The organism is Foetidibacter luteolus, assembly GCF_009650435.1.
GTDB lineage: Bacteria > Bacteroidota > Bacteroidia > Chitinophagales > Chitinophagaceae > Foetidibacter > Foetidibacter luteolus.
The window spans coordinates 48,645-74,573 of record NZ_VVIP01000056.1 but is presented as its reverse complement, the minus strand read 5'-3'; the positions used below and the strand labels follow the sequence as shown (position 1 = coordinate 74,573).

Below are 25,929 nucleotides of genomic sequence, written 5' to 3'. Positions count from 1 at the left end.
AAGTGAGTCTATATGTAAAAGGTTTCGGTGCAGCGGCAGTCCTAAAATTAGGCTGCAAAGAAGAATTTTGCTAAAAAAAACAAATATGAAACAGCAAACTTCAGCCACAACCGAAACCTTGGACAAAGGTAGAAGCCTGATTGATTTCAGCGGCAAAATCATCTATGTAGGAATAGATGTACATCAAAAAGATTACCAGGTTGCCAAATTATTAAATGGGATTTGCCTGGGTAATCACCGTATGGGCAGCAACAGTGAAGACCTTATTAAACACCTGAATAGCCACTATCCGGGGGCCACATTTAAGTGTGTGTATGAAAGTTCGGCCTGGGGTTTCACCCTTCAGCGTTCACTGCAGTCCGCAGGAATGGAGTGCATCGTGGTTCATGCTGCCGATGTATCCACCAGTGATAAGGAGAAGAAAAGGAAGACCGATAAGGTGGATGCCTTAAAGCTGGCCCGCAACCATGCAGCCGGTGAGCTTAAGGCCATCCATGTACCGGGGGAGGATATTCAAAAAGACCGCAACCTGATAAGATTCCGCAAGAAACTGGTAGGGGATCTAAACAGGAGCAGGAACCGGTTGAAAAGCATATTGAAATACCAGGGCATCCAACTGCCGGCTAAATATGAAAAGACCAACTGGAGCCATAATTTTCTGGAATGGGTGGAACAGGAAGCTCAAAAAGACGAACGGCTGAAAAGCACTTTAGTGCTGATGTTGGAACAAATCAGGTTGCTGCGCCAGTTGCTGTTAAAAACGGAAGGTAAATTGCGGGAACTGAAAAAAAGCCGGTACCAGCAAAATACCAGCCTGCTGTTGAGTGTTCCGGGAGTAGGCCCTACAACAGCCCTGTGGTTTTTGCTGGAAGTGGGCGATATCAACCGGTTCAAAGGATTTGACGCATTGAATGATTTAATAGGTTTCTGTCCTGATACGGACAGCAGCGGCGATAAGGAAAAAGATACCGGTATTACCACCCGGCGCCACAAACAATTGCGCAGCCTGCTGATAGAAGCTGCCTGGCAGGCCATAAGGATAGATCCGGCTTTAATGGATTGTTATCAGGCATTAACCAAAAGAATGAAAGGCAACCAGGCCATTATCCGTATTGCCCGTAAACTGCTGCGCAGGATAAGGGCTGTTTTGATAAGCGGTGTGCCTTATCAAAAAGGTGTGGTAAAGTAACGGGAACAGAAATGAGTTTTTTTAAGCCATCCGGCTTACCGATAGTAATACAAAAGGAGCCGCCATGACGGCCCCCTCTATACTATCGTATAAGCACAGGCCCTATCGCTGGCAGGTTGTCCTCCGGCAGAGCCCGCTTCCTGTTCAGGCCGGTGCACAAACTTAAAAATCTAATTTTGAAGCAAACAGTATTATTCATATCACAGAAAGGTAATATCAAACAGTTATAAGGACTGCTTTTTGTGTCCTGCAGTTGCAACATACTGCTCAAGTGAGTCTGCAGCCTTATACTTTTACTTTATGGGATTAATAAAGATTTGCAGCGGCCATGTGCCGACTGCTGATAGGAGTTTCACCACCTGTGATAAAAATCTTTTTTCCAATGACTTAAAAAAACACAACATATTAACCTTGTTTTGCAACCTTTTTCAGGATGGCAGGCAGCGTATTCCTTTACATAGGAGTCACAACAGGCGATACAATGAAAAACAAGAAGCCCGGCTCCAAAAAAACAAGGGGACTTTTATTAAACCGAAGATGAACAATATGACGGACGAGCTACAAAAACATGACCCTTTCGCATCAGTAAAAATTGAAGAATTCAGGTACCTGCTGGCAGGCAGGTTTATTTTTATTATGGGCCTGCGCATGATGGGTACGCTGGTAGGCTGGTGGATTTATCATTTAACCAACGAAGCTTTTGCCATTGGCCTGGTAGGCCTGTCTGAAGTAATACCGGCCGTATCGCTGGCATTGTACGCGGGCCATGTTATTGATACCAGCGAAAAAAGATGGATGCTGCTTAGGGGCGTTCTTTTATATTTTACCTGCGCGGCTGTATTGCTGGCACTTTCAACAGATTTTACCAAACAATACCTGGGTAACCATGCTATTGCGTTGTGCATATACCTGGTTATTTTTTGCACCGGCATTATACGCTCTTTTACAGGCCCGGTGTTTAATGTAATACTGGCTTATATTGTTCCAAAAGATACATTGCAAAACGCTACCACGTGGAGCCAGGGCACCTGGCTGGCAGCATCGGTAAGCGGGCATGCGCTGGGTGGCCTGCTGATTGCCTACGTGGGTATCACAGGCACTTTAACAGCCATCACCATTTTTATACTTACGGCATTCCTCTTCCTTTTCCGGCTTAACAAAAAACCTGCACTTACCGAACGGGGCGAAAAACGCACCTGGGAAAGCGTTAAAGAAGGGCTTCGTTTTGTATTTAAAACAAAGGAGTTGCTGGGCGCTGTATCTCTGGATATGTTTGCTGTTTTATTTGGCGGCGCGGTGGCCATGGTGCCTGTTTATGCTACGGCTATTTTACATGTAAGCCCCGTAGGTTATGGCTGGCTTAATGCCGCAGCGGATATAGGCTCTATTTGCATTGTTATTTTACTTACCGCTTTTCCCTTGCGCAAACACCAGGGGAAAACATTGTTGTTTGCCGTGGCAGGGTTTGGCGCCTGCATTATTATTTTCGGGCTGTCAAAACTTTACCTGCTGTCTTTTCTGGCGCTGATGATAAGCGGTATGCTGGATGGCGTTAGCGTTGTAGTGCGTGGCACCATTATGCAATTGAAAACGCCTGATAACATGCGGGGCCGTGTGATGAGCGTAAATGGCATGTTCATCAATTCCAGCAACGAGCTTGGGCAGTTTGAGAGTGGGTTGGCCGCCAAACTAATGGGTAATATTCCATCAGTGGTTTTTGGCGGCTGCATGACGCTGCTGGTGGTTATTATTACGTGGATAAAAGCGCCCAGCCTGCGCAAGATGGAATACTAATGCCTGGCACCGCCTATCTCAACGACTTACTGACTTATTGGCTCTTTGACTCTTTGACTTTTTGACTTTTTGACTTGACCTTATAACGCTACATGCAGCAGGTACTTTTCTTTAAAATATTCTTCGGGAAAGAGATCTTCAATGGCTATGCTGCGTGGCCGCAACCCGCTTTCAGAAATTTCCTGGGCAAGGTCTCCGCCCTTTAGACATATCAAGCCGTTGGGCAACTCTTGCCCAGTACCTTTTTTTAATAAGGGCCGGCCCCACTTCCAAAGTTCCTTTAACGGCGCTACCGCACGGGATACCACAAAATCAAACTTCCTGTTTTTAATCTCTTCGGCCCTTGTATGCTGAATGGTAATATTGGTAAGGCCAATATTTGCGGCAACGCCCTGTACCACTTTTAGTTTCTTGGCAATGCTGTCAACCAGGTGAAATTGTACTTCCGGAAAAAAAATAGCCAGCGGAATGCCGGGAAACCCACCACCTGTACCGATGTCTATAATTTGAGTGCCCGGTTTAAAGTTAATAACAGCGGCAATGCTTAATGAATGCAGCACATGCTTCTCATATAGCCCATCAATATCTTTACGGGATATTACATTTATCTGGCTGTTCCATTCTTTGTACAAGTCTTCCAGCGCGGTAAACTGCTGTAACTGCTTGTCTGTAAACTCAGAGAAATATTTGAGGATGATTTGCATGCGTAAAAAGATTCTCGAACGTACTTTAATTCCAGCGCTTGCCGGGCTTTTTCCATAAGGCGGGGGCAAACAATGCATAATATACCACCATCCACACATCCCAGAAAAGGAAGAGTGGCCATAAGTCTGCCTCGTTCAGTTTTTTCATGGCCTTACGCCAAATAACAGCCTGCGTTACCATTCTTATAGCGAATACACACAAAGGCAGCCACCAGTTAAAAAACAGCATGGATGCTATCAGCAGCAGGTACACCAGCGAATGCGATGAAGTATACAGGCCCAGCAGCAATTTGTGTTTGGCCCTGTAATATTTGGCGGTAGTGTAGTGGCGGTATTTCTGTTTCCACCATTCGTTCCAGGTTTGTTTTGGCTCACTAAGGGTGTGCGCTTCCGGCGCAATTACAATGGCTGTATTGTGCTTATTGGCAATCATGTTGATGAACAGGTCATCGTCGCCGCTGGGTATCATGTTGATGGCAGAAAAGCCTTTATTTTTAAAAAATAGCTCCTTACGGTAAGAAAGGTTACGGCCTACGCCCATATACGGCATGCCTGCCAGCGCAAAGGAAAGGTACTGCAGCGCGGAATGAAAGGTTTCAAAACGTATTAACTTATTAAGAAAGCCTGGCTTTTTAAAGTAGGCGCCATAACCCAATACCACTTCGGCCCCATTGTAATAGCCATCCTGCATACGTTTAATCCAGTGTTCGCTGGCGGGCATACAGTCCGCATCAGTCAGCAAAACAATTTCGTATTTGGCGGATTTGATACCCATAGAAAGCGGGAATTTTTTGCCGGCAATCATCTTGGCTTCCTGGGTTAGGGCAACAGGGTTTAAATTTTTAAAAGACTTTTGAAATTCTTCCAGCAGGTATTTTGTATCATCCACACTGTTATCGTTAACAACAATTACTTCGTGGGTGGTGCGGTAATCCTGGACTAAAATGCCCGGCAGGTTTTTAGCCAGATTGTTTGCCTCGTCCCTGGCGCAGATAATAACGGAAACGGGATATTCCTGCGAATGGCTTTTTACCGGTTCGGTATAGTCTGCCAGCCTTTTAAAGTAAAACAAATAATAAAATAACTGTATGGCTATTACGATACAGAAACCAATAAAGATAGCCAGCCTCCACCATTCAGGGTTAACCAGAAAGTTCATAATAAACAAAAATACTTAACGGAGCAGATTGAACACGGAAGGTTATCCACATAGGTTGAAGAGTTATATATGGCAGGCACAGGCCTACGATATTTGCCCATTGCGTTGTTTACAAAAAGTTACGCACTTGCATAGTCGGGTGAGGGATTGAAGCGGATACCCCGGTGAAGGTTTTGTGCGATGGCTTTGTGCCGGAGTATGAGCGGAAAGCCCGACCCGAGGTACGAGGGACACCCCCAAACAAATGTTAGATGTACGATGTGGGATGAACGATGTGGGATGTACGATGTAGGCGTGACAAGCACGAGTTATGAAGCACGAAGTGCGGAAAAAATGTTCTAAAAAATAAACGCCCCTGAACGGAGCGTTTATTTTTTTAGATAAATCAGCAAGTTATAATTGCTTCAATTTCATTTCTACCCTGCGGTTTTGGGCACGGCCAGCGGCAGTTTTGTTGTCTGCAACGGGCACTGTATCGCCGTAGCCGGTTGCGGTAAGTCTGGATGCCTCAATTTTGCGGCTGGTAAAGAATTTCATTACAGCATTGGCCCTGCGTTGAGATAAAGTCATGTTAGATTTTGGTTTACCCACATTATCTGTATGGCCCTCAATATCCAATGCCAGGTCGCTGTTTTCCTGCAGCAATTTCACAATGGCACTAAGCGCCGCATTTGATTTTTTCAACAGTGTACTGCTGCCTGTAGCAAAGTATACCTGTTTGGCAGCCATATCTACCTGGGCCTGCATTACCTTAGCTTTTTCAGGACAGCCCTGATTGCTGGCTGGCCCTGCCTCGTTGGGGCATTTATCTTCTTCATCATTAACGCCGTCTTTATCTGTATCAGGTATGGGGCAACCCTGGTAGCGGGCTACACCTGCCACGGTAGGGCACTTATCTTCTTCATCGTTAACGCCGTCTTTATCTGTATCGGGTATGGGGCAACCCTGGTATTTGGCAAGCCCTGCCACTGTAGGGCATTTGTCTTCTTCGTCGTTTATGCCATCGCTATCGGTATCGGGTATGGGGCAGCCCTGGTATTCTGCAATACCTTTTACATCAACGCATTTATCCTGGCTATCCGGAATACCGTCTTCATCGGTATCTTTTTCGGGCATGGGCGGTGGTGGCGGAGGAATAACTTTGGGTTCCTTCCTGCCTACCAGCGGCGCACCAAAACCAAAGGAATAATTGAAATGGTAGTTAGCATTTTCCGTAACCGGTATGCGGTATTGAAAATTGCTGAACAAAAAAGCATCGCCTTTGCCCAGGCTTACCTGCAAACCTCCGCCCAACGGCATATAAGCAGCCCAGTAGGCGGTATATCTTGATACACCTGCGCCGGCACTTAAGTATGGGGTAAGAAAATATTTATCAGACAATAGTTTCAGCTTTATGTTGGCATCGCCTTCCAGCAGCATATTGTCATTACCCAGGCCGGGCATGTTATTAAAAAGATAATCCAAACTAGTTGCATCAAGCCGGGCGGAAAAATCAAGGTGCTCTGTTAAACCCTGCAGGTATTCAAGGCCAAAGCCGATATCCATATCTTTTATGCGGCTCCAGTTTTTATTGTTAATCACTGAACCAAGGCCATTTTTGCGGGCAAGATCTGCTGTCTTAAAATCGTTAAACACTAGGTGGATGGCAAGGGAGGGCCTCTTCTTATAACTAATTGTTTCCTGGGCGTACGAACAAACAATCGTAAATGTAAGAAGAGAAAGGAGTACTTTCTTCATATACACAGATTTATTATTTGCAACAAATATTAAAATCTTATCAATATCTTAAAAATTTATTTCCCCAAAGTAATGCACGCTTATTCCACAGTGCCTTCCGGCACTACTTCTACTTTAACCCTTGTTATACCGCGTTTAATGAAATCAAGCTCGATAGCTGCAGCCCGGGTAAGATCTACCACCCTCCCCTTTTTTTCCATTCGTTTGTGCATGCGGTCGTTAACACGTATAATAACAGATTTACCGTTGCGCAGATTGGTAACCCTTAGCCAGGTGCCCAGCTTAAAATTATTGCTGGCGCCGGTATAGCTTTTGTGCCTGAAAGTTTCTCCGGTAGCTGTGGCAGTACCTTCCAGGCTTTTGCTGTAAAAGCTGGCAATACCATAAATAATGCGGTTTTGTGTAGCAGCGGGTACAGCCTGGGCCGGGGCAGACCATGAAACAATAAAGAGTACAAGCATGAAAATGCAGGCTTTCATAGACAAGTAATTTGTAATTTTCGCTATTAACCTACGGTTCAGACGCATGAAAAGTAAGAATTCTTTATTGATTGTTGGTGTTATACTTTTGTTTTCACTGTATTGCAGGGCGCAAATACCAAGTTCTGTGCCGGAAAATAAATTCGGTTTCACGCTCATAAATAGCATTCAGGCCTTAAAAAATACCATTGCACAAGACAGCGCAAAGCAAATGGTTTCCCTTAAAAAAATAACGCCTGCGGTAATATTAGACCTTCGCTACGCTACGGCGGATAATTTTATGCACCGCCTTATGTACCCCGCCAATACAGCAAATAGTTTTATGCGCAGGCCTGCGGTACTGGCATTACAAAAAGTAGCGGAAGAATTACAAACCAAAGGCCTGGGGCTTAAGATATACGATGCCTACCGCCCCTTTTCCGTAACACAAAAATTTTGGGAACTGGTGCATGACGAGCGTTATGTGGCTAACCCGGCCAAAGGAAGCGGCCATAACAAGGGTGTCGCAGTTGACCTTACCATTGTTGACACTGCCACTAACAAAGAGCTTGATATGGGTACCGGCTTCGATAATTTCACTGATACTGCCCACCAAAACTTTACCGCACTACCCGCAAATGTGCTGGCTAACAGGAAATTGCTGCGTGAAACCATGACCAAATATGGCTTCATTGTTTTTGATACAGAATGGTGGCACTACTACTGGCCGGGCAATTTTGAAGTACTCAACCTTAGTTTTGACCAATTGGACCAATTGGCCCATTAGCATTTTTCAGATACCAGCTTCGGTACTTCGTGGGAGGCTTCGTTGCGTCGCAATCCGTTCATCGTCCGGTTCTTTGTGGCAGCTTGCAAGTACGATTTACGAAGTACGAAGTACTTTGATGTTGACCTACTGCCTATAAGCAACACGTTGGTAAAATGACCTCTTGAGTAAAGTATTTCGTACTTAACCTGGTTTACAAAAACATTACTAAAACCGGAAACCGAGGGATATATAGGGCAACCATCCTTCAACGGAATGGCCGGCCTGTACCTGTATAAGCACAAGCTGGGCAGGTTGTATGTATATGCCACCGCCATAACCGTCGTGCCATTTGGAAGATGATTCTCCCGGCGCCCATACCCGGCCAAGATCGTTAAAGAGAGTAAGGCCTACCGTGCCGGGCAGTATGTAAGACGTGAAGTCAAAAAGCTTTGCCCGCAGCTCAATATTATGGTACGCATACGATTTGCCTGCAAACCTGTAATTGCGGAAGCCACGCAGGTTATGATTACCGCCGAGGTATAGCATCTGGAAAAAATCGGGGTTACCGCTGATAATGCCGCCACCCAGGCGGTTGGCCAGCACCAAAGTGGAATCTTTATTAAGCGCCAGGTAATGGTTAAACTCTCCGTTAAGTTGCGCATACGTAATGTTACCCTGGTTTAGCTGGCGCATGCCCATAAGGTTAATAAATGAGTACACACCACCTGCAGGCAGGGTAAGATCGTTGCGGGAATCGTACTGCATGCCGGCGACAAGACCGCCATAAGTTTTATGGCTGAAAATGTTTTTGTCTGGGTTGGCAGTGCTGAACAGGTCCAGTGAGTTGCCTTGATTGTTATCCGCCGCTGCCGTATAATACTGGCCACGCAAGCCGGCATTTGCAGACAAATATTTACCAAGCGGATGGCGCAACCGCACTTCCCCGGTAACGAAATCGTGCCGGGTACGATAATAGCTAATTTTTTTGCCGCCTGTGTTTTCAAAAACGGTTTCGTTGCCAATACCAAAAAAGTTACGGATGTAATGCGGTCCGCGGGAAATGATGTTTACCTGTATGTCGTTATTGGCGATGGCTTTCTTGAAATCCGCATCATAAATCATCCGCAAAAAATGCCTGCCTGTCGAGTAGTTTACCCAAAGCGTTTGCCTGGATGCATAAGGTTGCTTTCTAAACCCCTGGCGCTCCATTAAAAAACCCAGCTTGAGGATTATATTGTCATCATTATTGTAATCTGCTGAGAACATGGGGCCGGTTCTGTCATAGGTAAAATTAACCGCCTCGTAAACGTTTATCATGGTATCCCTGCTTAGGCGCAGCCTTATACCTTTACCCTCTGGTATAGCATTTGGTTTATCCTTACGGTCATACAGGAATAAACGGCCTTTACTGCCCGTGGCTATGTAAAAACTATCCCTGCCAGTGCCGCCAATCATACGTATTTTAATAGGAGAATGGCCTGAACCATGTACGCTAAACACATCATTGCCGCCAATGCCATATAAACGCACTTCCTTTGTTACAGCGGCATCAAACATACGCTGGTATATCAGCTTGTCTTTTTCGCCCGTTTTTTTTATTTTGTACACTTTTATACCTACCTGCCCACTATCCCCATAGTTTATCTCGAAGCTTTCATGTTTTTCCGAAAAAGGAAGGTCAACATTGGTACAAATGAAACGGTAATACTGTAAAGCGTATTTTTCCAGGTTATCCCTGCGTATAATGAGCTTGTGCAAAAGATCATTACCCGATGCGTTGTAAATGGGAGGCGGCATTCGTTGCAGGGCCAGCTTAAACAGGCTGTCTGTAAGTACTTGTTGCAGGTAAGTAATTTCTCTTTTCCATTCTTTTTCATCCATGGCGGTTAAAAAAAAGCGGTCGAAATTGCGGGCATTAAGGTTCCAGCCGTTAATGTCACGTATCGTTTCGTTAAACCCCTGGAATTTGGACATGAGGAACTGGTGTGATACAATCCACGGCAGCACGCCGGAAGTGCGGTAGTATACCTGGTCTCTGTCCCGAGGAATGGGAATGTAGGTTACTGACTTTTTTTCTTTGTTTTTGGCCCAGCGCCACTGGTCTTCGTGGCGGTCCCAATCGCCCAACAAAATATCCAGCAGCCTGGCACGCAATACAATCTGCTGGTCAATACCTACATCATTATCTTCCCGCAACTCCTTTTGCACTTTGGCAGTATTGTCGGAGTTGATGTCTTCTTCCACATCCCTTTCCTCAAACAGGAACACCTTATTGGCATAAGCGGCGCGGTAGACGCCAAGGGCAGTATCATCTGCCACGTAAACAATCTGCGGGTTGGCATGTGGAATACCCAAGGCCCCGGCGAGCGGGGGCACCGTTAATGCAGCAAAAGGGTTGGCGGTGGTAACCTGGTCTTGAAGGATATCTTTAACTACGGAGGCTTTCAGGTTATCGGGTAATTTACGCTCCGGGTATTTCTCCAATGTACGCAGCACCCATTCTTTGCCTTTTTTATCAACCAGCCTTAACGAACGGGTTTGCAGCCCCCCACCCTGTTTTACAATGGTCAATCCGCCTTTTTCGTTTGCCAGCTTTAACACCCGCAACTTAACCGGCGTGGCCCAAAGGCGGCGGTAATTATCGCCCAGGAAAAAGCGATGGGTATTACTGACACTGTCATAAACAGGCTTAACAGCTACCACCACGCTATCCTGGCAGTTGCCGTGCAAAAAAACAATGACAGTAAAAACGAGGCAAAACAATAAACGGACTGCTATGTTTATAAGTTGGCTCAAATGCTATCAACCGCTGGCTAACCGGTAGTAGCAACTAAATTATATGTTTTATTGAAATGCGGAAGAGAATTTACGATTTGAACACCCTGGCATATAGGTTACCAACAGGCTACATTTATTCAACTTTAGCTGTTGCCTGCACAGCATCCTCTTTTTTTACCAACGCATCAATCATACCGTTAAAAATGAAATAATGAAAGGGTAATACGCTGTACCAATACAGCCTGCCCAATAACCCCCTGGGGCGAAAGGTAGCTGTTTGCAGCAGGTATAATTTATCTTCTTTACTTATCACCTGGAACTCCAGCCAGGCTTCGCCAGGCAGCTTCATTTCAGCCAGCAGCAACAAACGTTTATTCAATTTATCCGCAACCAGCACCCGCCAAAAATCCAGTGCGTCGCCACTATCAATTTTCATAGCACTTGTGCGGCCCCGGCGCAAACCCACGCCACCAAAAGCTTTATCAATAAGCCCCCGTACTTTCCACAGGGCATTGCCATAATACCAGCCCCGCTCCCCTCCTATACTCCAGATTCTATCCAAAACCGGCGCATCATCGCCTTTTATCTCCCGGCTTTTAATGTCTTTAAAGCAGCCATACACCGGCACTTCCACATTACTGATAATAGCCGGGCTGGTATTAAAAGCACTAAAGGCATCTTTCCAGCTACTGATAACCTCGTTCTGCTCAATTTTCTGAAAAGCCAAGGCCACAGATTGCCGGTAAGCAAGCAACTCTATACCCAGCAGTTGTGCAAGGTTATTGGCACGGCAAACAACATCAACCTTCATACTATCAACAAGATTAACGGCCAGTGAATAAGAAGTGGATGTTACAAAATACAGCCAGTAGCTGGAGAGGCGGGGCGTCATTACAGGTACGGTGATTATTTTACGTTTAAGCCTGCGCACTTCCGCAAACTGCAACAGCATTTGCTTGTAGGTAAGCACTTCGGGGCCACCTATGTCAAAGTCTTTATTAAAAGTTTCGCTGTATAGCATTACCCCGGTTAAAAACTGGATAACATTACGTATGGCCAGCGGCTGGCATTTTGTTTTAACCCATTGGGGAGTTATCATTACCGGAAGTTTCTCCACCAGGTCCCGGATAATTTCGAAGGATGAACTGCCTGAACCTACAATAATGCCTGCCCTTAAAACGGTAACAGGTATCTTACCGGCACGTAGTATTTTTTCAACGGCCAGCCTTGATGAGAGGTGTTTAGACAACTGCCTGGCATTTACAATACCGCTTAAGTATATAATTTGCTTACAGTGTGTTTGCTGTATAAGTAACAGAAAATTATTAGCCGCTGTTTGTTCAGCTTCTTCAAAAGTTGCCCCTTCCCGCATGGAGTGTATCAGGAAAAAGGCCACATCAATATTTTCCGGAAATTTTACCTGGCCGGCGTTATTGGAAAAATCGGTTTCTATCACCTGCAGGCGTGCACCGTTAAAATCTGTAACCAACCTTTGTTTACTTCTTACACAGCAGGTGATGCTATGCCCTGCCCCCAGCAATGCTGGTATCATGCGTTGACCAATATAGCCGTTTGCACCGGTTAACAGGATATGCATAATTACCTTGGAATTTATTTAGTATAACCGGCAGGCAAAACAAAGGTTCAATGTAACAGGTAAATGCATAGGGGTATTTGCGATGTGGCCATTTAAACAACAAACTTTTTGTTTCTCGGGGAACAGGCTGCCGTGGCAGGTGGTGAATAGAATTACTGAACGTACAAGAGTGCGACGCAACGGAAGCCTCATACCTGTTCCCGCTGCCGGGCCCATAAAATATTTGTTTATGCGGAGCATAAAAAGGCCGGGATATACCCGGCCCCTCATCACCCTTCACACATTATTGCAAAGCGGTTTTTCTACGGGAGTAATACTTTATCTATAACATGCACCACGCCGTTGGTAGCTACCACATCAGCAGTGGTTATGGCAGAAGCATTTTCGTTGCTGCCGGTAATTTTAACCGTAGGCGGGGTAGCGTTTAAAGTTAGCGTGCCACCCTGCAGGGATGTTGCAGTGCCGCCGTTAGAGAGATCGCTGGCAAAGGCATTGGTAGCGAGCACGTGGTATTTAACTACGGCTTCAATGGTAGCCTGATCGGCACTGTTGATGTCTGCAACACTGTTAAAGCCCGCATTGTTAAACGCTGTATTGGTAGGTGCAAATACAGTAAACTTACCGGGGCCGCTTACGGCTGTTGCCAGGCCTGCTTTAACTACAGCCGCCAGCAGCAAAGTAAAATCTGCACCCGAAGCAATTTGTGCAATGGTTTGCGAAGGCGGCAGTAACACCTTATCAATTACATGCACAGTACCGTTGCTTGCCTGCACATCTGCCTGCTTTACTTTAATGCCATTTACAAAAACACCGTTGGCGTTGTTGCTGGCATACAGGTTAAGGCCCTGGAGGGTTTTAACGGTATCGCTTGCAGGCACTGCAGATGAAGCCACTTTGGCGGCGATAACATGATAGGTAAGGATAGCCGCAAGTTCATCCTGGTCCATAGCATCAATAGCGGCCTGGGTGATGCCGGAATTGCTGAAAGCAGTATTGTCAGGAGCAAATACCGTAATGTTGTTTGAACTGTTTACTGTAGCTGTTAACCCTGCTTTGTCAAGGGCGCTTTTAAGAATCGAGAAATCCGGACTTGAGGCTACAATATCGGTAATGTTGTTTTGCGGGTTAACAACATCATCATCGTCGCTGCAGCCTGAAAACGTGGTAAGCAACATCGAAGCGCTCAGTAAAGAAATGAGTGTTCTTTTCATAGATCGTGTTTTCTTTGTTTAACAACATCACAATTTTTTTGTTTAATTATTTTAATTAAAAATTAAACAGAAAAAATGTTTTGCCATTATCTTAAAGAAAAAAATCCCGCCTTTAAAAGCGGGATTCTAAGGGTTATTAACGGGCTGAAGAAATAAGGTGAGGAATAAAATTTAGGGGTTACAGTGGTATTATATATTATTCACTAAACATGCCAAAAGAAGAAGCATTAATAACCAAGGGGTTATGAAGACCCGGCTTAGATTTATTCCAGTTATTAGAAATATAGCCGTTTCAAAATGAGAAAATTCATCGCTACTTTTTTCGGTTTTGCAACTCCTTGAGTATTGCCGCCAGCTTTTGCTTATCGGCCATATATGGGGCCAGGTTAAACAACTCCGCTTTTCTAAACTCCACCGGGTGGCTTTCGCTTTGCAGGGATATGTAGCCCTCTTTAATAAGGCCGGCATCCGGCAGGCCCAATTTTTTAACCCAGGGGTCGCGGCCATCGTATTGCGGTTTTTCATACACCAGTACGGTATCTGTGTTTACTATATGCTTAATGATGGAATCGCCCAGCACCAGCGCCTCCACGTGCACCCACTGATCGCCATGAAAAGTTTTTGATGATGAGGTTACACAATGCGGTGTAAAAAACTGCTGGTTTAAAATTACATTGGTACCCGGTGTGCACAGGTTGGCCGTTTGGCGTTCATCCGTTCCGTTGCCACCCAGGAACTGCTCTTCCAGCGAAATGGGAAAATCCTGCTCCAGCGCAATGGTTGCCGGGTCCTGGCAATGCAGCATAGCGCCGCTGTTACGTATAGCCCAACCGGGGCCGTTCTTAGCCTGTTCACCGGTAAAACGGTATTCTACCACAAGCAGGTAGGCGGAGAATTTTTGTTTGTAGTAGATATGGCCATACTGCTCTTTAAAGTCATCGTAACCATCGTAGCGTACTTTTAAAACACTGTCTTCTACACGAAAGGTGTTGGCAAAATTTTCATTAAGCGGGTGGTCTTTTATTTTAATAACCCAGTCATTCAGGTCTTTGCCATTAAACAGTTGGGTAAACGTAAGATTGTTCTTTTGCTGCGCACTGCATGCGCAGGTAAATAAACAGCACAGCATAATAAGGTTTCTCATTGTAAGCGTTTTGGTGGCCGCAAACATATCGTATTTACCCAACTACCCGCAAGAAGCAGGAAAAAATGGCAAAAACCATTGCGGCAATTATCATTATCTTACCAGCTTTAAAGCATGGATAACCATAATGCAAACCATTGAAAAATTCCTTAGCTGCGATTGGGGCACTTCCAACTTCAGGCTAAGGCTTATTGAAGCCTGCACCATTAGCACTTTAGCTGAACAAACAGCGCCGCAGGGCATATCTGCCACTTATAACCTTTGGCAGCAAAGCGGGCAAAACAGGCAAGGCTTTTACCTGGATGTTATACAGCAGCATATTAAGCAACTGGAAGAAAAGTTAAAGGTTTCGCTGGCGGGGTTGCCGGTAGTGCTGTCGGGCATGGCATCATCCAGCATAGGCATGAAAGAGTTGCCTTATACCAGCGTGCCTTTTTTTGCTGACGGGCGTGACCTTAACAGCGAGCTGATTGCACCTGGTGACAACTTTCCGCACGACCTGCTGATAATATCCGGCGCCAAAACAGGAAATGATGTGATGCGTGGCGAAGAAACACAACTGGCCGGCATTTTTTACAATACAGCCAACAGTGTTTTTGTATTGCCGGGCACACACAGCAAACATATTACCGTACAGGATGGAAAGGTTACCGATATTACCACATACATGACCGGGGAATTTTTTGAACTGCTTTCTAAAAAAAGCATCCTGGCTGCTTCGCTCGAAGATACAGGAGATATTAACGAACCGCAAAACCACAACAGTTTTGCCGAAGGCATAGCAGACAGTGTTACTGCCAACCTTTTGCATCAATGCTTTATGCTGCGCACCAACCTGCTGCTTAACAAAACCAGCAAACAGCAAAACTATTTTTACCTAAGCGGCCTGCTGCTGGGTACAGAACTAAAAAGCCTTTTGCAAACAATGCCGCCGCATATAACTTTGGCGGCTTCGGGCAAAGTGCAGCAATATTATCAAACAGCGTTTGATATACTGTTGCCGCCAGGCCATACAACAACACTGGCTGTGGAAAATGCCGACGACGCGGTTATAAAAGGCCAGTTGCGTATTTTATGCGAAAAAAAATGTTAACCAGATGAGCAAACGATTTTCATGGCAAATGCTGGACAGTGTGCCGGTTATAGGTATTATGCGCAATGTGCCCGAAGACATTATGCACCAAATTACTGAGCAATTCGCTGCGGCTGGTTTAACCACCCTCGAGGTAACGATGAACACACCCTGGGCTACTTCTGCCATTGCCAGCCTTAGCAATAAATACAGCGATACACTTAATATTGGCGCAGGCACAGTGCTTACCCTGCAGGATTTGGATGATGCGCTGGCGGCAGGTGCACAATTTATTGTTACGCCCATTGTAAACGAAGATGTAATTAAAGCCTGCGTTAGCCAGAACATACCCGTATTTCCCGGGGCTTATACGCCTACGGAAATATACAAAGCATGGAGCCTGGGCGCCAATATGGTAAAGGTTTTTCCAGCATCAAAACTGGGCATTGATTATGTAAAAGAAGTGCTTGCACCGCTTAACAATATTAAGCTTTTGCCCACCGGCGGCATTAACCTAAATAACTGCACAGACTTTTTGCAGGCTGGCGCTAAAGCCCTGGGACTGGCCACAAGCCTTTTTCCTAAAGACCTGATTGAAAACAGTGACTGGCCCGCGCTTAGAAATTTATTTGAACAATATGTTGCCAAAATAAAGCAGTACACCGGTAAAGCATAATTAGGGGGTGCCCCCAAGCTATCGCAAGGGGTCGGGCTTTCCGCTCATACTCCGGCACAGAGCCACCGCACAAGACCTTCACCGGGGTATCCGCTTCAATCCCTCACCCGAAAGACAGTTACCGGTTACAAGTTGCAGGTTACCGGTCTGTTGATGGTAAAAACCTGATGGTGTGTTTAGTTGATAAAGTACGTATAAAATAAACACCCGCTGCTAACATTAAACCTTGAACGAATGAACATTGAACAGTCAAGCCCCATCGGGGCGGTATGTTAGTAGATAAGAAAAAAGACGATTTGCAAAGAGCGCCGTAGGTGCGATATGTCAGGCGGGTTGATAGCCTCGCGGAATGACTATGCAGACAACACGGGGTGCTACAGCCTAAGCAACATATCGCCTCTACGAGGCTTTGCAAACAGGCCGTGACGATTTGCCTGCTACTAACATATCGCTCCTACGGAGCTTTGGAAAGGACCGCAACCCGAAAGCACGTTACTGGTTACAGGTTGCAGGTTACCGGTCTGTTGATTGGTTGCCGACAGCCTGTGATATTTTTTAAAGATGAGGATGGCAGAAGAAATATCATAAAAGGCAGGATATAAACATCTGCCTCCAACCGGCTAACATACTATCATCTGATTAAGTAAAATAAGCTTACTACGCAGTCTGTGTTCCTGCGGAACACTTTGTGGGTAGAAAACATTTAAGATGCTACCCGCGTTCCAGCGGAACGCTTTGTGCCTGTGTGGATGGACACAACATGTTCTTCGGAACATACCAGAACGCAGATCGCTCTTTTACCTGCAAAATGCCCATCCGGGGTATACTAAGCCCTTACGCTTATTTTACCTAATCCTATTCTACAATTTATTCCAATACTGCTTTCTGTAAGCAAGCGGGCTTATGCCATACAAGGCAAGAAACTGCCTGTTAAAGTTGGAGAGGTTGTTAAAGCCGCATTCAAAACAAATTTCGCTTACGCTCATATCATTTTCTATAAGCAGCTTGCAGGCATGGTTAAGCCTTACCTCGTTTACAAAACCTGTAAAGGTTTTTCTTGTGCGTTGGCTAAAATAGCGGCTGAATGAGTTTTCTGCCAGGTTTACCATGGCGGCCGCCTCAGCAACAAGTATTTCTCTTTTAAAATGTTGCATCACAAATTCAAAAATCTTACTAAGCCTTTCTGTTTCTGTTTCATTAAGGCCGGTTACCGTAGTATTGGATATGTAATTGCATTGTTTGCTGCCTGCCATTTCGTGCAGGATATCCAGCAGCTTCAACCATCTTGAAAACCCTTGCAGTTCGCAAAGCTCATGCATTTTAATGCTGATACTTTTGTTAAGGGCGCCGGTAATTTCCAGCCCACGGGCAGATTTATCAAACAGTGTTTTAAGCTTGCGTGTTTCCGGCAGCAACAGAAAATTTTCGCCAAAAGAGCTTTCCCGGAAATGCACTACTATAGAACGTGCCTTTAGCTTGCTTTTGGGCTGATAATAAGGGGTGTCGTTACGGTACAGGTGCGGCAGGTTGGGACCTAAGAAAGCCAGGTTACCCTGCTTAAAGTCACTGATATTGTCACCTATAAAACGCTTGCCTGTACTTTCTGTTACCAATACCAGCTCATACTCAGGGTGAAAATGCCAGGGCGTCGGATAATAGCTGTAACTAAAGTGCTTTACCACAAACGATTCTTCACGTTGCAGCGGTAAATGTTCAAGCACAGGTTTCATACTTCCACTTTTATGCCCGCAATTTAACAGCTAACAGGTTTAAAATGATACAAAAGTACCAGTTTTAACCATTTTGCATGTAGCCTATGTCCTTACCGGCAGGGTAACTTTACCTCAAAAAATAAGTTATGCCATTTGAACAACTTTCACCTGAAGAGGTGCAGGCTTACCACAAAGACGGCTACGTAGTAATCCGTAATTTTTGCAGCCAGGAGGAAATTGATCGCCTTTATGGCACCGCCCTGGAAGATAGTGCTATGAGTAAAAATGCCTTAGACCTGAATGACCAGAGCGGTAAAAAAACACGGCTGTCATTATGGTTTACACCGGGCAACGATGTGTTTGGCTACCTTACCCGCAGCGAAAGAATGGTAGTAAGCGTTGCCCAGGTGCTGGACAGCGAGGCACCTGTATGCCACTTTCACTCAAAACTGATGCAAAAAGAACCGAAGGTGGGCGGCGCCTGGGAGTGGCACCAGGATTATGGTTATTGGTACAAAAACCAATTTATGTTTCCTGAACAGATGACAAGCGTGATGATTGCCCTTACACCGGCCAACAAAGCCAATGGATGCCTGCAGGTAATAAAAGGTTCGCATAAATTAGGAAGGGTTAATCATGGCTTTGCAGGCGAACAGGTTGGCGCCGACATGATAATGGTAAATAACTGCCTTAAAACCATGGACCTGGTTTATTGTGAACTGAATGCCGGCGATGCACTTATATTTCACCCCAATCTTTTGCACCGTTCAGAAGCCAATCTTTCTGACCATCCCAGGTGGTCAATTATATCCTGCTACTGCTCGCAATCTAACATTGCCTATAACGAAACTTCTACAGCATGGAAAGTGCCGGTTGAAGTAGTGCCCAATGATGCTATCCTTAACCGCAAGGCCGAGTCCCTTTCAAACGCCGACTTTTTAAAGAAAGAAAACGACCCGGCTTTAAAAGAAACCGGTTGGGAGAAAGAGGTGGAAGTGAAAGCGTAAAGTTTACTATATTTTAATCAATGATGTTGAAAACATAAACCGGGGCTACGCTTCCCGGTTTTTTGTTTAATAAAGGGCTAACCTTTTTTCCAACTATCCGGGGCTGAAAAGCAGCCCAAAGAATTGAACGATGAAAGGATTGCGACGCAAGGGACGATGCCATAAAAAACCGGGCGCTGGTATCCAAATGGCTGTTGTAAAAACCTACTCTAAAGCCGAATTTGTTTAACTTACAACAAATCAGCTTGCTGCACATGAAAAAACCAGTTTACAACATAGCCACGCACCTGCAAACCCGCAGGCTTGAACAGGAAGTGGAAAACCGTACGGCTTACACGCTTGACAATGCGGAACTGAGCATTTACGAAACGTTGCACCCAGCCTGGAACGTGGCATTACAATTTGACATACCCGTACTGGCAGGTATGATTAGCGGCAAAAAAATAATGCACATAAACGATAAGCCGGCATTTGAATTTTTGCCCGGCCAAAGCCTGGTGCTACCCCCTAAAAAAACCTGTTTTATAGATTTTCCGGAAGCAGGCGCCGGTACGCCTACGCAGTGCTTAACACTGGCTGTTGCGCCAGAAACGGTATCGGCTTTTTGCGGCCGGTTAAATGACAAAGCACCGCTGGCAGATACCGCAACCGGTTGGAACTACAATGGTGAAGATTACGTTTGCAGCAACGATAAAATAATTAACCAGTTACTGGCAAGGCTGGTATTTATTTTTACCGAAAACAACCAGGCCAAAGATTTTTTTGCCAACCTTGTACTGCAGGAATTATTGATAAGGTTGATGCAAACAAAAGCAAAACAGGCCCTGATGGTAAATTACAAGCAACACGCATCCAGCAACAGGATGGCGTATGTGATTGAGTTTATCAACAGCAACCTGCAGGATAACATAACCATTAAAACCCTTAGCCAGAAAGCTTATATGAGCGAGCCTCATTTTTTTCGTTGTTTTAAGCAACAGTTTGGAATAACGCCTGTAGATTACATAAACGAGCAACGCATTAAAAATGCCCGGATGATGCTGCATGCGGCAGACAGAACAATTACCGAAATAAGTTTTAGCTGCGGGTTTAATAACCTCAACTATTTTCTAAAATTGTTTAAGCGCTATACCGGCCTTACCCCTGCGCAATACCGCAAATCATTATTTGCCTGATTTTTTACTGTTTGATTGTTTATTTTGATAGTATTGTTACCCGGCTTTACACAAAAAGTAAAGTAAGTTGAGCTAAGGATTTATGAAAGAGATTAAAGCAATCATTAACGCGTATAACAGCATAGATTTTACCCAAACAAAGGCTGCACTGGCCACAGTGGCCCGTGTGGAGGGCTCTTCTTACCGGCGCACAGGCGCAAGGATGCTGGTGCTGGATAACGGCACATACCTGGGCGGTATAAGCGGCGGTTGCCTGGAAGGTGATGCGTTAAGGCGGGCGCAAAAAGCCATTGCCCAAAACAAACCATCTGTTATTACCTACGATACCACGCAGGATGATGGCGCACAAATTGGCGTTGGGCTTGGCTGCAACGGCATCATTGATGTACTGTTTACTCCGTTACAGCCAGACGTTTACAACCCGGTAAACCTGCTATCGTCTATTACGGGCACCAGGAAGCCGAGGGTTGTTGTATCTATTACGGGTGGCGATATAACTGACGGCATACTGGGGCGGGCTTTGCTGTACGAAAACGATGAAAGTTTTTTTCAACAATTCTCTGTTGCGCCGGTTGCTGATACTGTTTTGACAGACATTAAGAATGCACTGGAAAACCAGGCATCTGTAACACGCAATTACAGCTATGGCGGCAACACAGTTAAAATTTTTATTGAAGTGGTACAACCTGTTACCCAGCTTGTTTTATACGGCAGTAATTACGATATACACACGATGGCACGCATTGCCGGCGAACTGGGCTGGAGTACTACCGTAGTTACCAACATACACAAGGCAGATAAAGCTTTGTTTACAACCGCAACACATGTACTGCACAATAAAGGTGGGGAAGAACCTGCTATTGACGCATATACCGCTGTTGTGCTGATGGCCCACGATTACAAAGCAGATTTCAATAACTTGCAGGCAGTTCTTACGACCAATGCAAAATATATTGGCCTGCTTGGCCCGCGTAAACGCAGCGTTAAAATGTTTGATACCCTTCAGCAGCAAGACAGGCCGGTAAGCAGTGCAGACATGCAGCGTATTTACTCACCCGCAGGGCTTGATATAGGCGCCGCCACGCCTGAAGAAATAGCGGTTTCTATTGTGGCCGAAATAAGAAGCTGTTTTGCTGGCCGTAAGGGTGCAAGCCTTAGGCTTAGGGAAGGAACAATATATGGCAACTAAACATTTTTGAAGCTAATAGCTTTCTTAGAAAAAAAACAACAAGTGCTTACAGATAACCATGGAAGAACGATAAATTACCTTAGGCTGGCAGTTACAGACCGGTGCAACCTGCGCTGCTTTTACTGCATGCCCGAAGAAGGGCTTGAATGGCTGTCGCGTAAAGAGCTGATGACTTACGAAGAAATGCTGCGCATTTGCTCGTTGTTGATTAACATGGGCGTTACAAAAATCCGCATAACAGGTGGCGAACCGTTTGTAAGAAAGGATATGATGAAGTTGCTTACCGCCATCTCCCGGTTAAATGGCCTGCAACAGTTAACCATTACTACCAATGGCGTTTTAACTGCACCGCTGGTGCCCGAATTAAAGAAGATAGGCATAAGTTCTGTAAATCTTAGTCTTGATACCCTCGACAGAAACCGTTTTTTCTCCATCACCAAACGGGATGAACTGCCCAACGTAATGGCAACGCTGGAAGCCTTGCTGCAACACGGTATGGAAGTAAAGCTTAACGCGGTGGTAATGGATGGAAGAAATACCCAGGATATCCTGCCCTTGGTACAGCTAACAAAAGACCAGCCCATCAGTGTGCGGTTTATAGAAGAAATGCCTTTTAACGGCGGCGATGCACATTACAGCAAACTTAACTGGGATTACCTGAAAATACTGGATACCATCAGGCAGGCTTACCCAAACATCCAGAAGGTAAAAGACGAAGCTTTTTCCACTTCTTACAACTACCACATTCCCGGCCACCAGGGTTCCGTAGGAATAATAGCAGCTTATACACGCACATTTTGCAGCAGTTGCAACCGCATACGCATTACGCCACAAGGCATATTAAAAACATGCCTTTACGATAACGGCGTACTGAATATAAAAGAGCTGATGCGTAATGGCCTAACAGATGAAGCCATATCAACAGATTTATTGTATGCCATGCATCACCGTGCAAAAGATGGATGGGAAGCTGAAAACAAAAGAAAAACCAATGCGCCGGTGCATGAAAGCATGGCCACCATCGGTGGCTGAGGTAAAGAAATTATGGGCCCGGCGACAGGAACATCAATTTGGCTTTCGTTGCGTCGCACTCTTGTACTGTACCGCTTCATGCAGCAACAATACCAGCAGCCCGCTGCATTGCTTTTGTTTATTATTGAGTCTCAATGCTGTATTTCATTTACTTTAAAAGTCAAGAACCACATTCCGGATACGTTGAACAAGCTGCTGATCTGCACCTTCAATATCAAGTATTACATTTGAATTTGGGATATCAACAATTACAACGGGAGAAACACCCTGCTTTCGAAGCTCTTTCTCAAATGGGATCAGCATAATTTTTATGGTCTCTTGTAAATACTCGGCGGCCAGTTCATCAAATGAATCGTCACCATCAATAGAAATGATAGTACCTGTCATTGGGGGGGATTGTACGGTTAACATGGTTACACGCTTAAGATTTCAGCGCGAAGGTTACGCTGAATAGGTATGCTGACACAATTAACAAATTATTGCCAAAAAACATGCCAAATATTAATTGTAATCAAGTATGTCATAATCGAAGAAATGGCAATCTTATATCTCATTGGCAAGCCTTTGCATTTGACTATCTTTAAAATACAGCTTTCGAAAAAGCAGATACCCCAGGTGCGTATTTACTTTTAAACCAATAACCATAAAAAGAATGACGACTGTTAAGGAAGCAGAAAAAATGATAAGCCAACAGGCAAAAGATTACGGAACAGAAGACATTTATTTTGAAGATGCTTTGGGCCGGGTTTTGGCGCAGGACTTACTTGCCGACCGCGACCTGCCGCCATATAACCGGGTTACCATGGATGGCATCGCCATCAACTTCAACGCGTTTGAAAATGGTATCCGCACTTTTAGTATTGTGGCCACACAGGCAGCCGGTGATGTTCCGCTGGAAATTAACAGCCCAGCGGAATGCATTGAGATAATGACCGGCGCAGCCATGCCATCCACTACGGATACAGTAATCCGGTACGAAGACCTTACCATTACTAACGGAACAGCCACCATCAATACGGAAACGCTGATAAAAGGCCAATGTGTACATTACCGGGGCAAAGACAAACAAAAACACGAAGTGGTTGTCGCGGCCGGCCAGCTAATTAACCCCGCCGTGGTTAATATGGCCGCAGCCGTTGGGCAACACAGGCTGACAGTAAAAAAATTGCCAAAAGTAGTCATCATTTCTTCCGGCGACGAACTGGTGGAAGTAACAGACACCCCTACCCCGTTTCAAATCCGCAGGTCTAACAATTACAATATCAGGGCTGCTTTAAAAAACTATTGTATCAATGCACACATGCTGCACATTCCCGATAATGCGGATATAATCAAAAAACAAATAGAAAATTGTCTCCAGCAATACGATGTACTCATATTAAGTGGCGGCATATCTATGGGTAAGTTCGATTACATACCCCAGGCGTTGGAAGACTGCCATGTTGAAAAATTGTTTCACAAAGTGCAGCAACGGCCGGGCAAACCATTTTGGTTTGGAAAACACCATAAAGGGCCTGTTGTATTTGCTTTGCCGGGTAACCCTGTTTCAACCTTTATGTGCCTGCGCCGTTATTTTATTCCCTGGTTGGAAAAATGCCTGGGCATACAGCAGCCTAAAGCTTATGCCATCCTCGATAAAGACTTCAGCTTCAACCCGCCGTTGCAATACTTTCTGCAGGTAAAGCTGCAGATAAATGAAGAAGCCAGGCTGGTTGCCAGCCCTGTGGAAGGTAACGGCTCAGGCGATTTTGCCAACCTGCTGGATGCCGATGCTTTTATGGAACTTCCCCTGGAACGCAATAATTTTACAAAAGGCGAAATTTATGAAGTATGGAAGTTCGGCGCCGTTTAAATAATTCACATTACACACAGAATACTGCTTTATGCCGGTAAATAACGAAAGCGATACAACCTCCGCCACCAGGGAAAAAGATTTCACCCACCTGGATGAGCAGGGGAAAGCTACGATGGTGAATGTTAGTGACAAAATAGTTACCCGTCGTTCTGCTACAGCAAGAAGCGTTGTTGTGCTTCCCGGCGAAGTATTGGCAAAACTGGTTAATGGCGATATACAGACCAAAAAAGGAGCTGTATTTCAAACAGCTATCATTGCAGGTATAATGGCTGCCAAAAAAACCGGGGATTTAATCCCACTTTGCCATCCGCTGGGCCTGGAAAACTGTAACATCCATATTCACCTGGATGAGCAGCGGCAGCTCGTAATTGATTGTACCGCGCAGATTACTGCAAAAACCGGCGTTGAAATGGAGGCGCTGGTAGGCGCTTCCATTGCCGCACTTACCGTGTACGATATGTGCAAAGCGCTAAGCCATAATATTGTGATAAAAGAAACCAGGCTGATGGAAAAAACAGGAGGCAAAAATGATTTCAAAAGACCATAAGAAACATAGTGATATAGCCAGGCCGTCATTGGGCAATTTTGGCAGGAACGAATTTTCATTCATCGGTACCACCTGCGGCAATGTAAAGGCTTTGGCTGATAAAATAATGGCCGCCTCATCAGCAACGCGTAAATGCGCTTACATAGATGCATCGCACCAATCCGGCGATGTGGATACGCCACACTGTTTTGCAGAATACACTGACAGGATTAGCTACAAAGAAATACGTTACAGCAATACCCCCGGCAACTTCCAGTTTCGCGGGTTGCTGAATGAAGCAGATTTGATTTTAGTAAACGGCAATCATTACCAGGCCCAAAGCCAGGTAATCATCATAGACAAGGTAAAAGAAAATTCTTTGCTTAAGCGGGTTGCGCAAATAACCAACCCGGTACTCATACTGATGGCAGAAAATACAGAAGCTGTATTCGATTTTGTAAAAGAAGCCATCCCTCACTGGCAGCAACTGCCAATATATGGGCTTAATGAAACAGAAAAAATCGTTGATTTTTTCGAGGCTTTGGCACAGCAATCAATCCCGAAAGTCAATGGTTTGGTGCTGGCTGGCGGCAAAAGCACCAGGATGGGGTACGATAAAAGCGCCATTGCATGGCATGGAAAAGAACAGAAGTATTATATGGCTGATATGCTGGGCGCACTATGCCGGCAGGTTTATATCTCCTGCCGTAACGACCAGGTGGCGCAAACAGATGCTGCTTACCAAACAATTGCCGATAGTTTTACCGGGCTTGGCCCCTATGGCGCAATACTGTCAGCTTTCAGGGAACAGCCGGATGCCGCCTGGCTGGTAACAGCCTGCGACTTACCGTTACTTGACACCCCCACCTTGCAATACCTGCTGCAAAACAGGGATGCATCTGCCATAGCCACCACCTTTGAAAGCCCGCATGACGGCCTGCCGGAACCGCTGATAACTGTTTGGGAACCGAAGGCCTATCCCATATTGTTAAGTTTCCTTGCGCAAGGGTATAGCTGCCCTAGAAAAGTGCTGCGCAACAATGATGTACATATAATAACGCCGGAAAAAAAGGAAAACCTTTTGAATGTTAACACAACAGAAGAACTGGAAGAGGCCAATCTTCTTTTGAAAGCAAACGTATAAC

At 45.2% G+C, this 25,929-nt stretch carries 22 protein-coding genes; 12 read left to right on the top strand and 10 right to left on the bottom strand.

The window, feature by feature from the left end; genetic code table 11:
• Positions 1-85: 85 nt before the first annotated feature.
• Both F0364_RS17605 and F0364_RS17600 read left to right on the top strand, forming a co-directional pair.
• Positions 86-1,189: an IS110 family RNA-guided transposase gene (locus tag F0364_RS17605; RefSeq protein WP_153795953.1), complete on the top strand. Its 1,104-nt coding sequence runs from the start codon at positions 86-88 to the stop codon at positions 1,187-1,189.
• Between the two features lie 546 nt (positions 1,190-1,735).
• Positions 1,736-2,983, top strand: coding sequence for an MFS transporter (locus tag F0364_RS17600; RefSeq protein WP_153799119.1), 1,248 nt, complete (start codon positions 1,736-1,738; stop codon positions 2,981-2,983).
• Positions 2,984-3,063: 80 nt separating this feature from the next.
• Here the strand turns inward: F0364_RS17600 and rsmG are convergent, their stop codons facing one another.
• From rsmG to F0364_RS17580, 4 genes are all read right to left on the bottom strand, one after another.
• On the bottom strand, positions 3,064-3,687 hold the full coding sequence (gene rsmG, locus F0364_RS17595; protein WP_153799118.1) for a 16S rRNA (guanine(527)-N(7))-methyltransferase RsmG: 624 nt from the start codon (positions 3,685-3,687) through the stop codon (positions 3,064-3,066).
• Positions 3,688-3,712: 25 nt separating this feature from the next.
• A complete protein-coding gene (locus F0364_RS17590; RefSeq protein WP_153799117.1) occupies positions 3,713-4,846 on the bottom strand; it encodes a glycosyltransferase in 1,134 nt (377 codons plus the stop codon).
• A 393-nt stretch (positions 4,847-5,239) separates the two neighbouring features.
• Positions 5,240-6,583: an OmpA family protein gene (locus F0364_RS17585; RefSeq protein ID WP_153799116.1), complete on the bottom strand. Its 1,344-nt coding sequence runs from the start codon at positions 6,581-6,583 to the stop codon at positions 5,240-5,242.
• 80 nt (positions 6,584-6,663) lie between these two features.
• Positions 6,664-7,062, bottom strand: a complete 399-nt coding sequence (locus F0364_RS17580) for a septal ring lytic transglycosylase RlpA family protein (protein ID WP_207632739.1) — start codon at positions 7,060-7,062, stop codon at positions 6,664-6,666.
• 46 nt (positions 7,063-7,108) lie between these two features.
• On the opposite strand from F0364_RS17580, the gene F0364_RS17575 reads away from it, so the two are divergent.
• Complete coding sequence (locus tag F0364_RS17575; protein WP_153799114.1) at positions 7,109-7,828, top strand: M15 family metallopeptidase; 720 nt, start codon at positions 7,109-7,111, stop codon at positions 7,826-7,828.
• A 207-nt stretch (positions 7,829-8,035) separates the two neighbouring features.
• Here F0364_RS17575 and F0364_RS17570 read toward each other — a convergent pair whose 3' ends face one another.
• From F0364_RS17570 to F0364_RS17555, 4 genes are all read right to left on the bottom strand, one after another.
• Positions 8,036-10,606: a BamA/TamA family outer membrane protein gene (locus F0364_RS17570; RefSeq protein ID WP_153799113.1), complete on the bottom strand. Its 2,571-nt coding sequence runs from the start codon at positions 10,604-10,606 to the stop codon at positions 8,036-8,038.
• A gap of 115 nt (positions 10,607-10,721) precedes the next feature.
• Positions 10,722-12,185, bottom strand: a complete 1,464-nt coding sequence (locus tag F0364_RS17565; RefSeq protein ID WP_153799112.1) for an SDR family oxidoreductase — start codon at positions 12,183-12,185, stop codon at positions 10,722-10,724.
• Between the two features lie 302 nt (positions 12,186-12,487).
• Positions 12,488-13,396, bottom strand: a complete 909-nt coding sequence (locus tag F0364_RS17560) for a fasciclin domain-containing protein (protein WP_153799111.1) — start codon at positions 13,394-13,396, stop codon at positions 12,488-12,490.
• 313 nt (positions 13,397-13,709) lie between these two features.
• On the bottom strand, positions 13,710-14,540 hold the full coding sequence (locus F0364_RS17555; RefSeq protein WP_153799110.1) for a 3-keto-disaccharide hydrolase: 831 nt from the start codon (positions 14,538-14,540) through the stop codon (positions 13,710-13,712).
• Positions 14,541-14,553: 13 nt separating this feature from the next.
• Between F0364_RS17555 and F0364_RS17550 the strand changes: the two genes are divergently transcribed.
• Together F0364_RS17550 and F0364_RS17545 are read left to right on the top strand one after the other, a co-directional pair.
• Positions 14,554-15,633, top strand: coding sequence for a 2-dehydro-3-deoxygalactonokinase (locus F0364_RS17550; protein ID WP_153799109.1), 1,080 nt, complete (start codon positions 14,554-14,556; stop codon positions 15,631-15,633).
• 4 nt (positions 15,634-15,637) lie between these two features.
• Positions 15,638-16,288 (top strand): bifunctional 4-hydroxy-2-oxoglutarate aldolase/2-dehydro-3-deoxy-phosphogluconate aldolase, encoded by a 651-nt coding sequence (locus F0364_RS17545; protein ID WP_153799108.1) that lies wholly within the window; start codon positions 15,638-15,640, stop codon positions 16,286-16,288.
• Between the two features lie 860 nt (positions 16,289-17,148).
• Here the strand turns inward: F0364_RS17545 and F0364_RS17540 are convergent.
• On the bottom strand, positions 17,149-18,018 hold the full coding sequence (locus F0364_RS17540; protein ID WP_153799107.1) for an AraC family transcriptional regulator: 870 nt from the start codon (positions 18,016-18,018) through the stop codon (positions 17,149-17,151).
• A gap of 128 nt (positions 18,019-18,146) precedes the next feature.
• Between F0364_RS17540 and F0364_RS17535 the strand changes: the two genes are divergently transcribed.
• The 4 genes from F0364_RS17535 (at position 18,147) to moaA (ending at position 22,403) form a co-directional block, all read left to right on the top strand.
• The gene (locus F0364_RS17535) at positions 18,147-19,007 is read left to right on the top strand and encodes a phytanoyl-CoA dioxygenase family protein (RefSeq protein WP_153799106.1); all 861 of its coding nucleotides are present in this window, start codon (positions 18,147-18,149) and stop codon (positions 19,005-19,007) included.
• A 254-nt stretch (positions 19,008-19,261) separates the two neighbouring features.
• A complete protein-coding gene (locus F0364_RS17530; RefSeq protein WP_153799105.1) occupies positions 19,262-20,182 on the top strand; it encodes an AraC family transcriptional regulator in 921 nt (306 codons plus the stop codon).
• An 82-nt stretch (positions 20,183-20,264) separates the two neighbouring features.
• Positions 20,265-21,371: an XdhC family protein gene (locus F0364_RS17525; protein ID WP_153799104.1), complete on the top strand. Its 1,107-nt coding sequence runs from the start codon at positions 20,265-20,267 to the stop codon at positions 21,369-21,371.
• Between the two features lie 6 nt (positions 21,372-21,377).
• A complete protein-coding gene (moaA, locus tag F0364_RS17520; protein WP_207632738.1) occupies positions 21,378-22,403 on the top strand; it encodes a GTP 3',8-cyclase MoaA in 1,026 nt (341 codons plus the stop codon).
• A 153-nt stretch (positions 22,404-22,556) separates the two neighbouring features.
• Here the strand turns inward: moaA and F0364_RS17515 are convergent, their stop codons facing one another.
• Positions 22,557-22,790 (bottom strand): hypothetical protein, encoded by a 234-nt coding sequence (locus F0364_RS17515; protein ID WP_153799103.1) that lies wholly within the window; start codon positions 22,788-22,790, stop codon positions 22,557-22,559.
• Positions 22,791-23,055: 265 nt separating this feature from the next.
• Here F0364_RS17515 and F0364_RS17510 point away from each other — a divergent pair, with 265 nt between their 5' ends.
• From F0364_RS17510 to F0364_RS17500, 3 genes are read left to right on the top strand one after another with little or no spacing between them, the layout of a single operon-like run.
• Entirely contained in the window at positions 23,056-24,255 is a 1,200-nt protein-coding gene (locus F0364_RS17510) for a molybdopterin molybdotransferase MoeA (protein ID WP_153799102.1), read from the top strand.
• A 31-nt stretch (positions 24,256-24,286) separates the two neighbouring features.
• On the top strand, positions 24,287-24,805 hold the full coding sequence (gene moaC, locus F0364_RS17505) for a cyclic pyranopterin monophosphate synthase MoaC (RefSeq protein ID WP_153799101.1): 519 nt from the start codon (positions 24,287-24,289) through the stop codon (positions 24,803-24,805).
• Positions 24,786-25,928, top strand: coding sequence for an NTP transferase domain-containing protein (locus F0364_RS17500; protein ID WP_153799100.1), 1,143 nt, complete (start codon positions 24,786-24,788; stop codon positions 25,926-25,928). The genes moaC and F0364_RS17500 overlap by 20 nt, the downstream gene beginning before the upstream one ends.
• Position 25,929 lies beyond the last annotated feature (1 nt).

Coding starts and splice junctions, on each gene's coding strand:
- F0364_RS17605 (WP_153795953.1), top strand. CDS start 86: ATGAAACAGCAAACTTCAGCCACAACCGAAACCTTGGACAAAGGTAGA.
- F0364_RS17600 (WP_153799119.1), top strand. CDS start 1,736: ATGACGGACGAGCTACAAAAACATGACCCTTTCGCATCAGTAAAAATT.
- rsmG (WP_153799118.1), bottom strand. CDS start 3,687: ATGCAAATCATCCTCAAATATTTCTCTGAGTTTACAGACAAGCAGTTA.
- F0364_RS17590 (WP_153799117.1), bottom strand. CDS start 4,846: ATGAACTTTCTGGTTAACCCTGAATGGTGGAGGCTGGCTATCTTTATT.
- F0364_RS17585 (WP_153799116.1), bottom strand. CDS start 6,583: ATGAAGAAAGTACTCCTTTCTCTTCTTACATTTACGATTGTTTGTTCG.
- F0364_RS17580 (WP_207632739.1), bottom strand. CDS start 7,062: ATGAAAGCCTGCATTTTCATGCTTGTACTCTTTATTGTTTCATGGTCT.
- F0364_RS17575 (WP_153799114.1), top strand. CDS start 7,109: ATGAAAAGTAAGAATTCTTTATTGATTGTTGGTGTTATACTTTTGTTT.
- F0364_RS17565 (WP_153799112.1), bottom strand. CDS start 12,185: ATGCATATCCTGTTAACCGGTGCAAACGGCTATATTGGTCAACGCATG.
- F0364_RS17560 (WP_153799111.1), bottom strand. CDS start 13,396: ATGAAAAGAACACTCATTTCTTTACTGAGCGCTTCGATGTTGCTTACC.
- F0364_RS17555 (WP_153799110.1), bottom strand. CDS start 14,540: ATGAGAAACCTTATTATGCTGTGCTGTTTATTTACCTGCGCATGCAGT.
- F0364_RS17545 (WP_153799108.1), top strand. CDS start 15,638: ATGAGCAAACGATTTTCATGGCAAATGCTGGACAGTGTGCCGGTTATA.
- F0364_RS17540 (WP_153799107.1), bottom strand. CDS start 18,018: ATGAAACCTGTGCTTGAACATTTACCGCTGCAACGTGAAGAATCGTTT.
- F0364_RS17535 (WP_153799106.1), top strand. CDS start 18,147: ATGCCATTTGAACAACTTTCACCTGAAGAGGTGCAGGCTTACCACAAA.
- F0364_RS17530 (WP_153799105.1), top strand. CDS start 19,262: ATGAAAAAACCAGTTTACAACATAGCCACGCACCTGCAAACCCGCAGG.
- F0364_RS17525 (WP_153799104.1), top strand. CDS start 20,265: ATGAAAGAGATTAAAGCAATCATTAACGCGTATAACAGCATAGATTTT.
- F0364_RS17515 (WP_153799103.1), bottom strand. CDS start 22,790: ATGACAGGTACTATCATTTCTATTGATGGTGACGATTCATTTGATGAA.
- F0364_RS17510 (WP_153799102.1), top strand. CDS start 23,056: ATGACGACTGTTAAGGAAGCAGAAAAAATGATAAGCCAACAGGCAAAA.
- moaC (WP_153799101.1), top strand. CDS start 24,287: ATGCCGGTAAATAACGAAAGCGATACAACCTCCGCCACCAGGGAAAAA.
- F0364_RS17500 (WP_153799100.1), top strand. CDS start 24,786: ATGATTTCAAAAGACCATAAGAAACATAGTGATATAGCCAGGCCGTCA.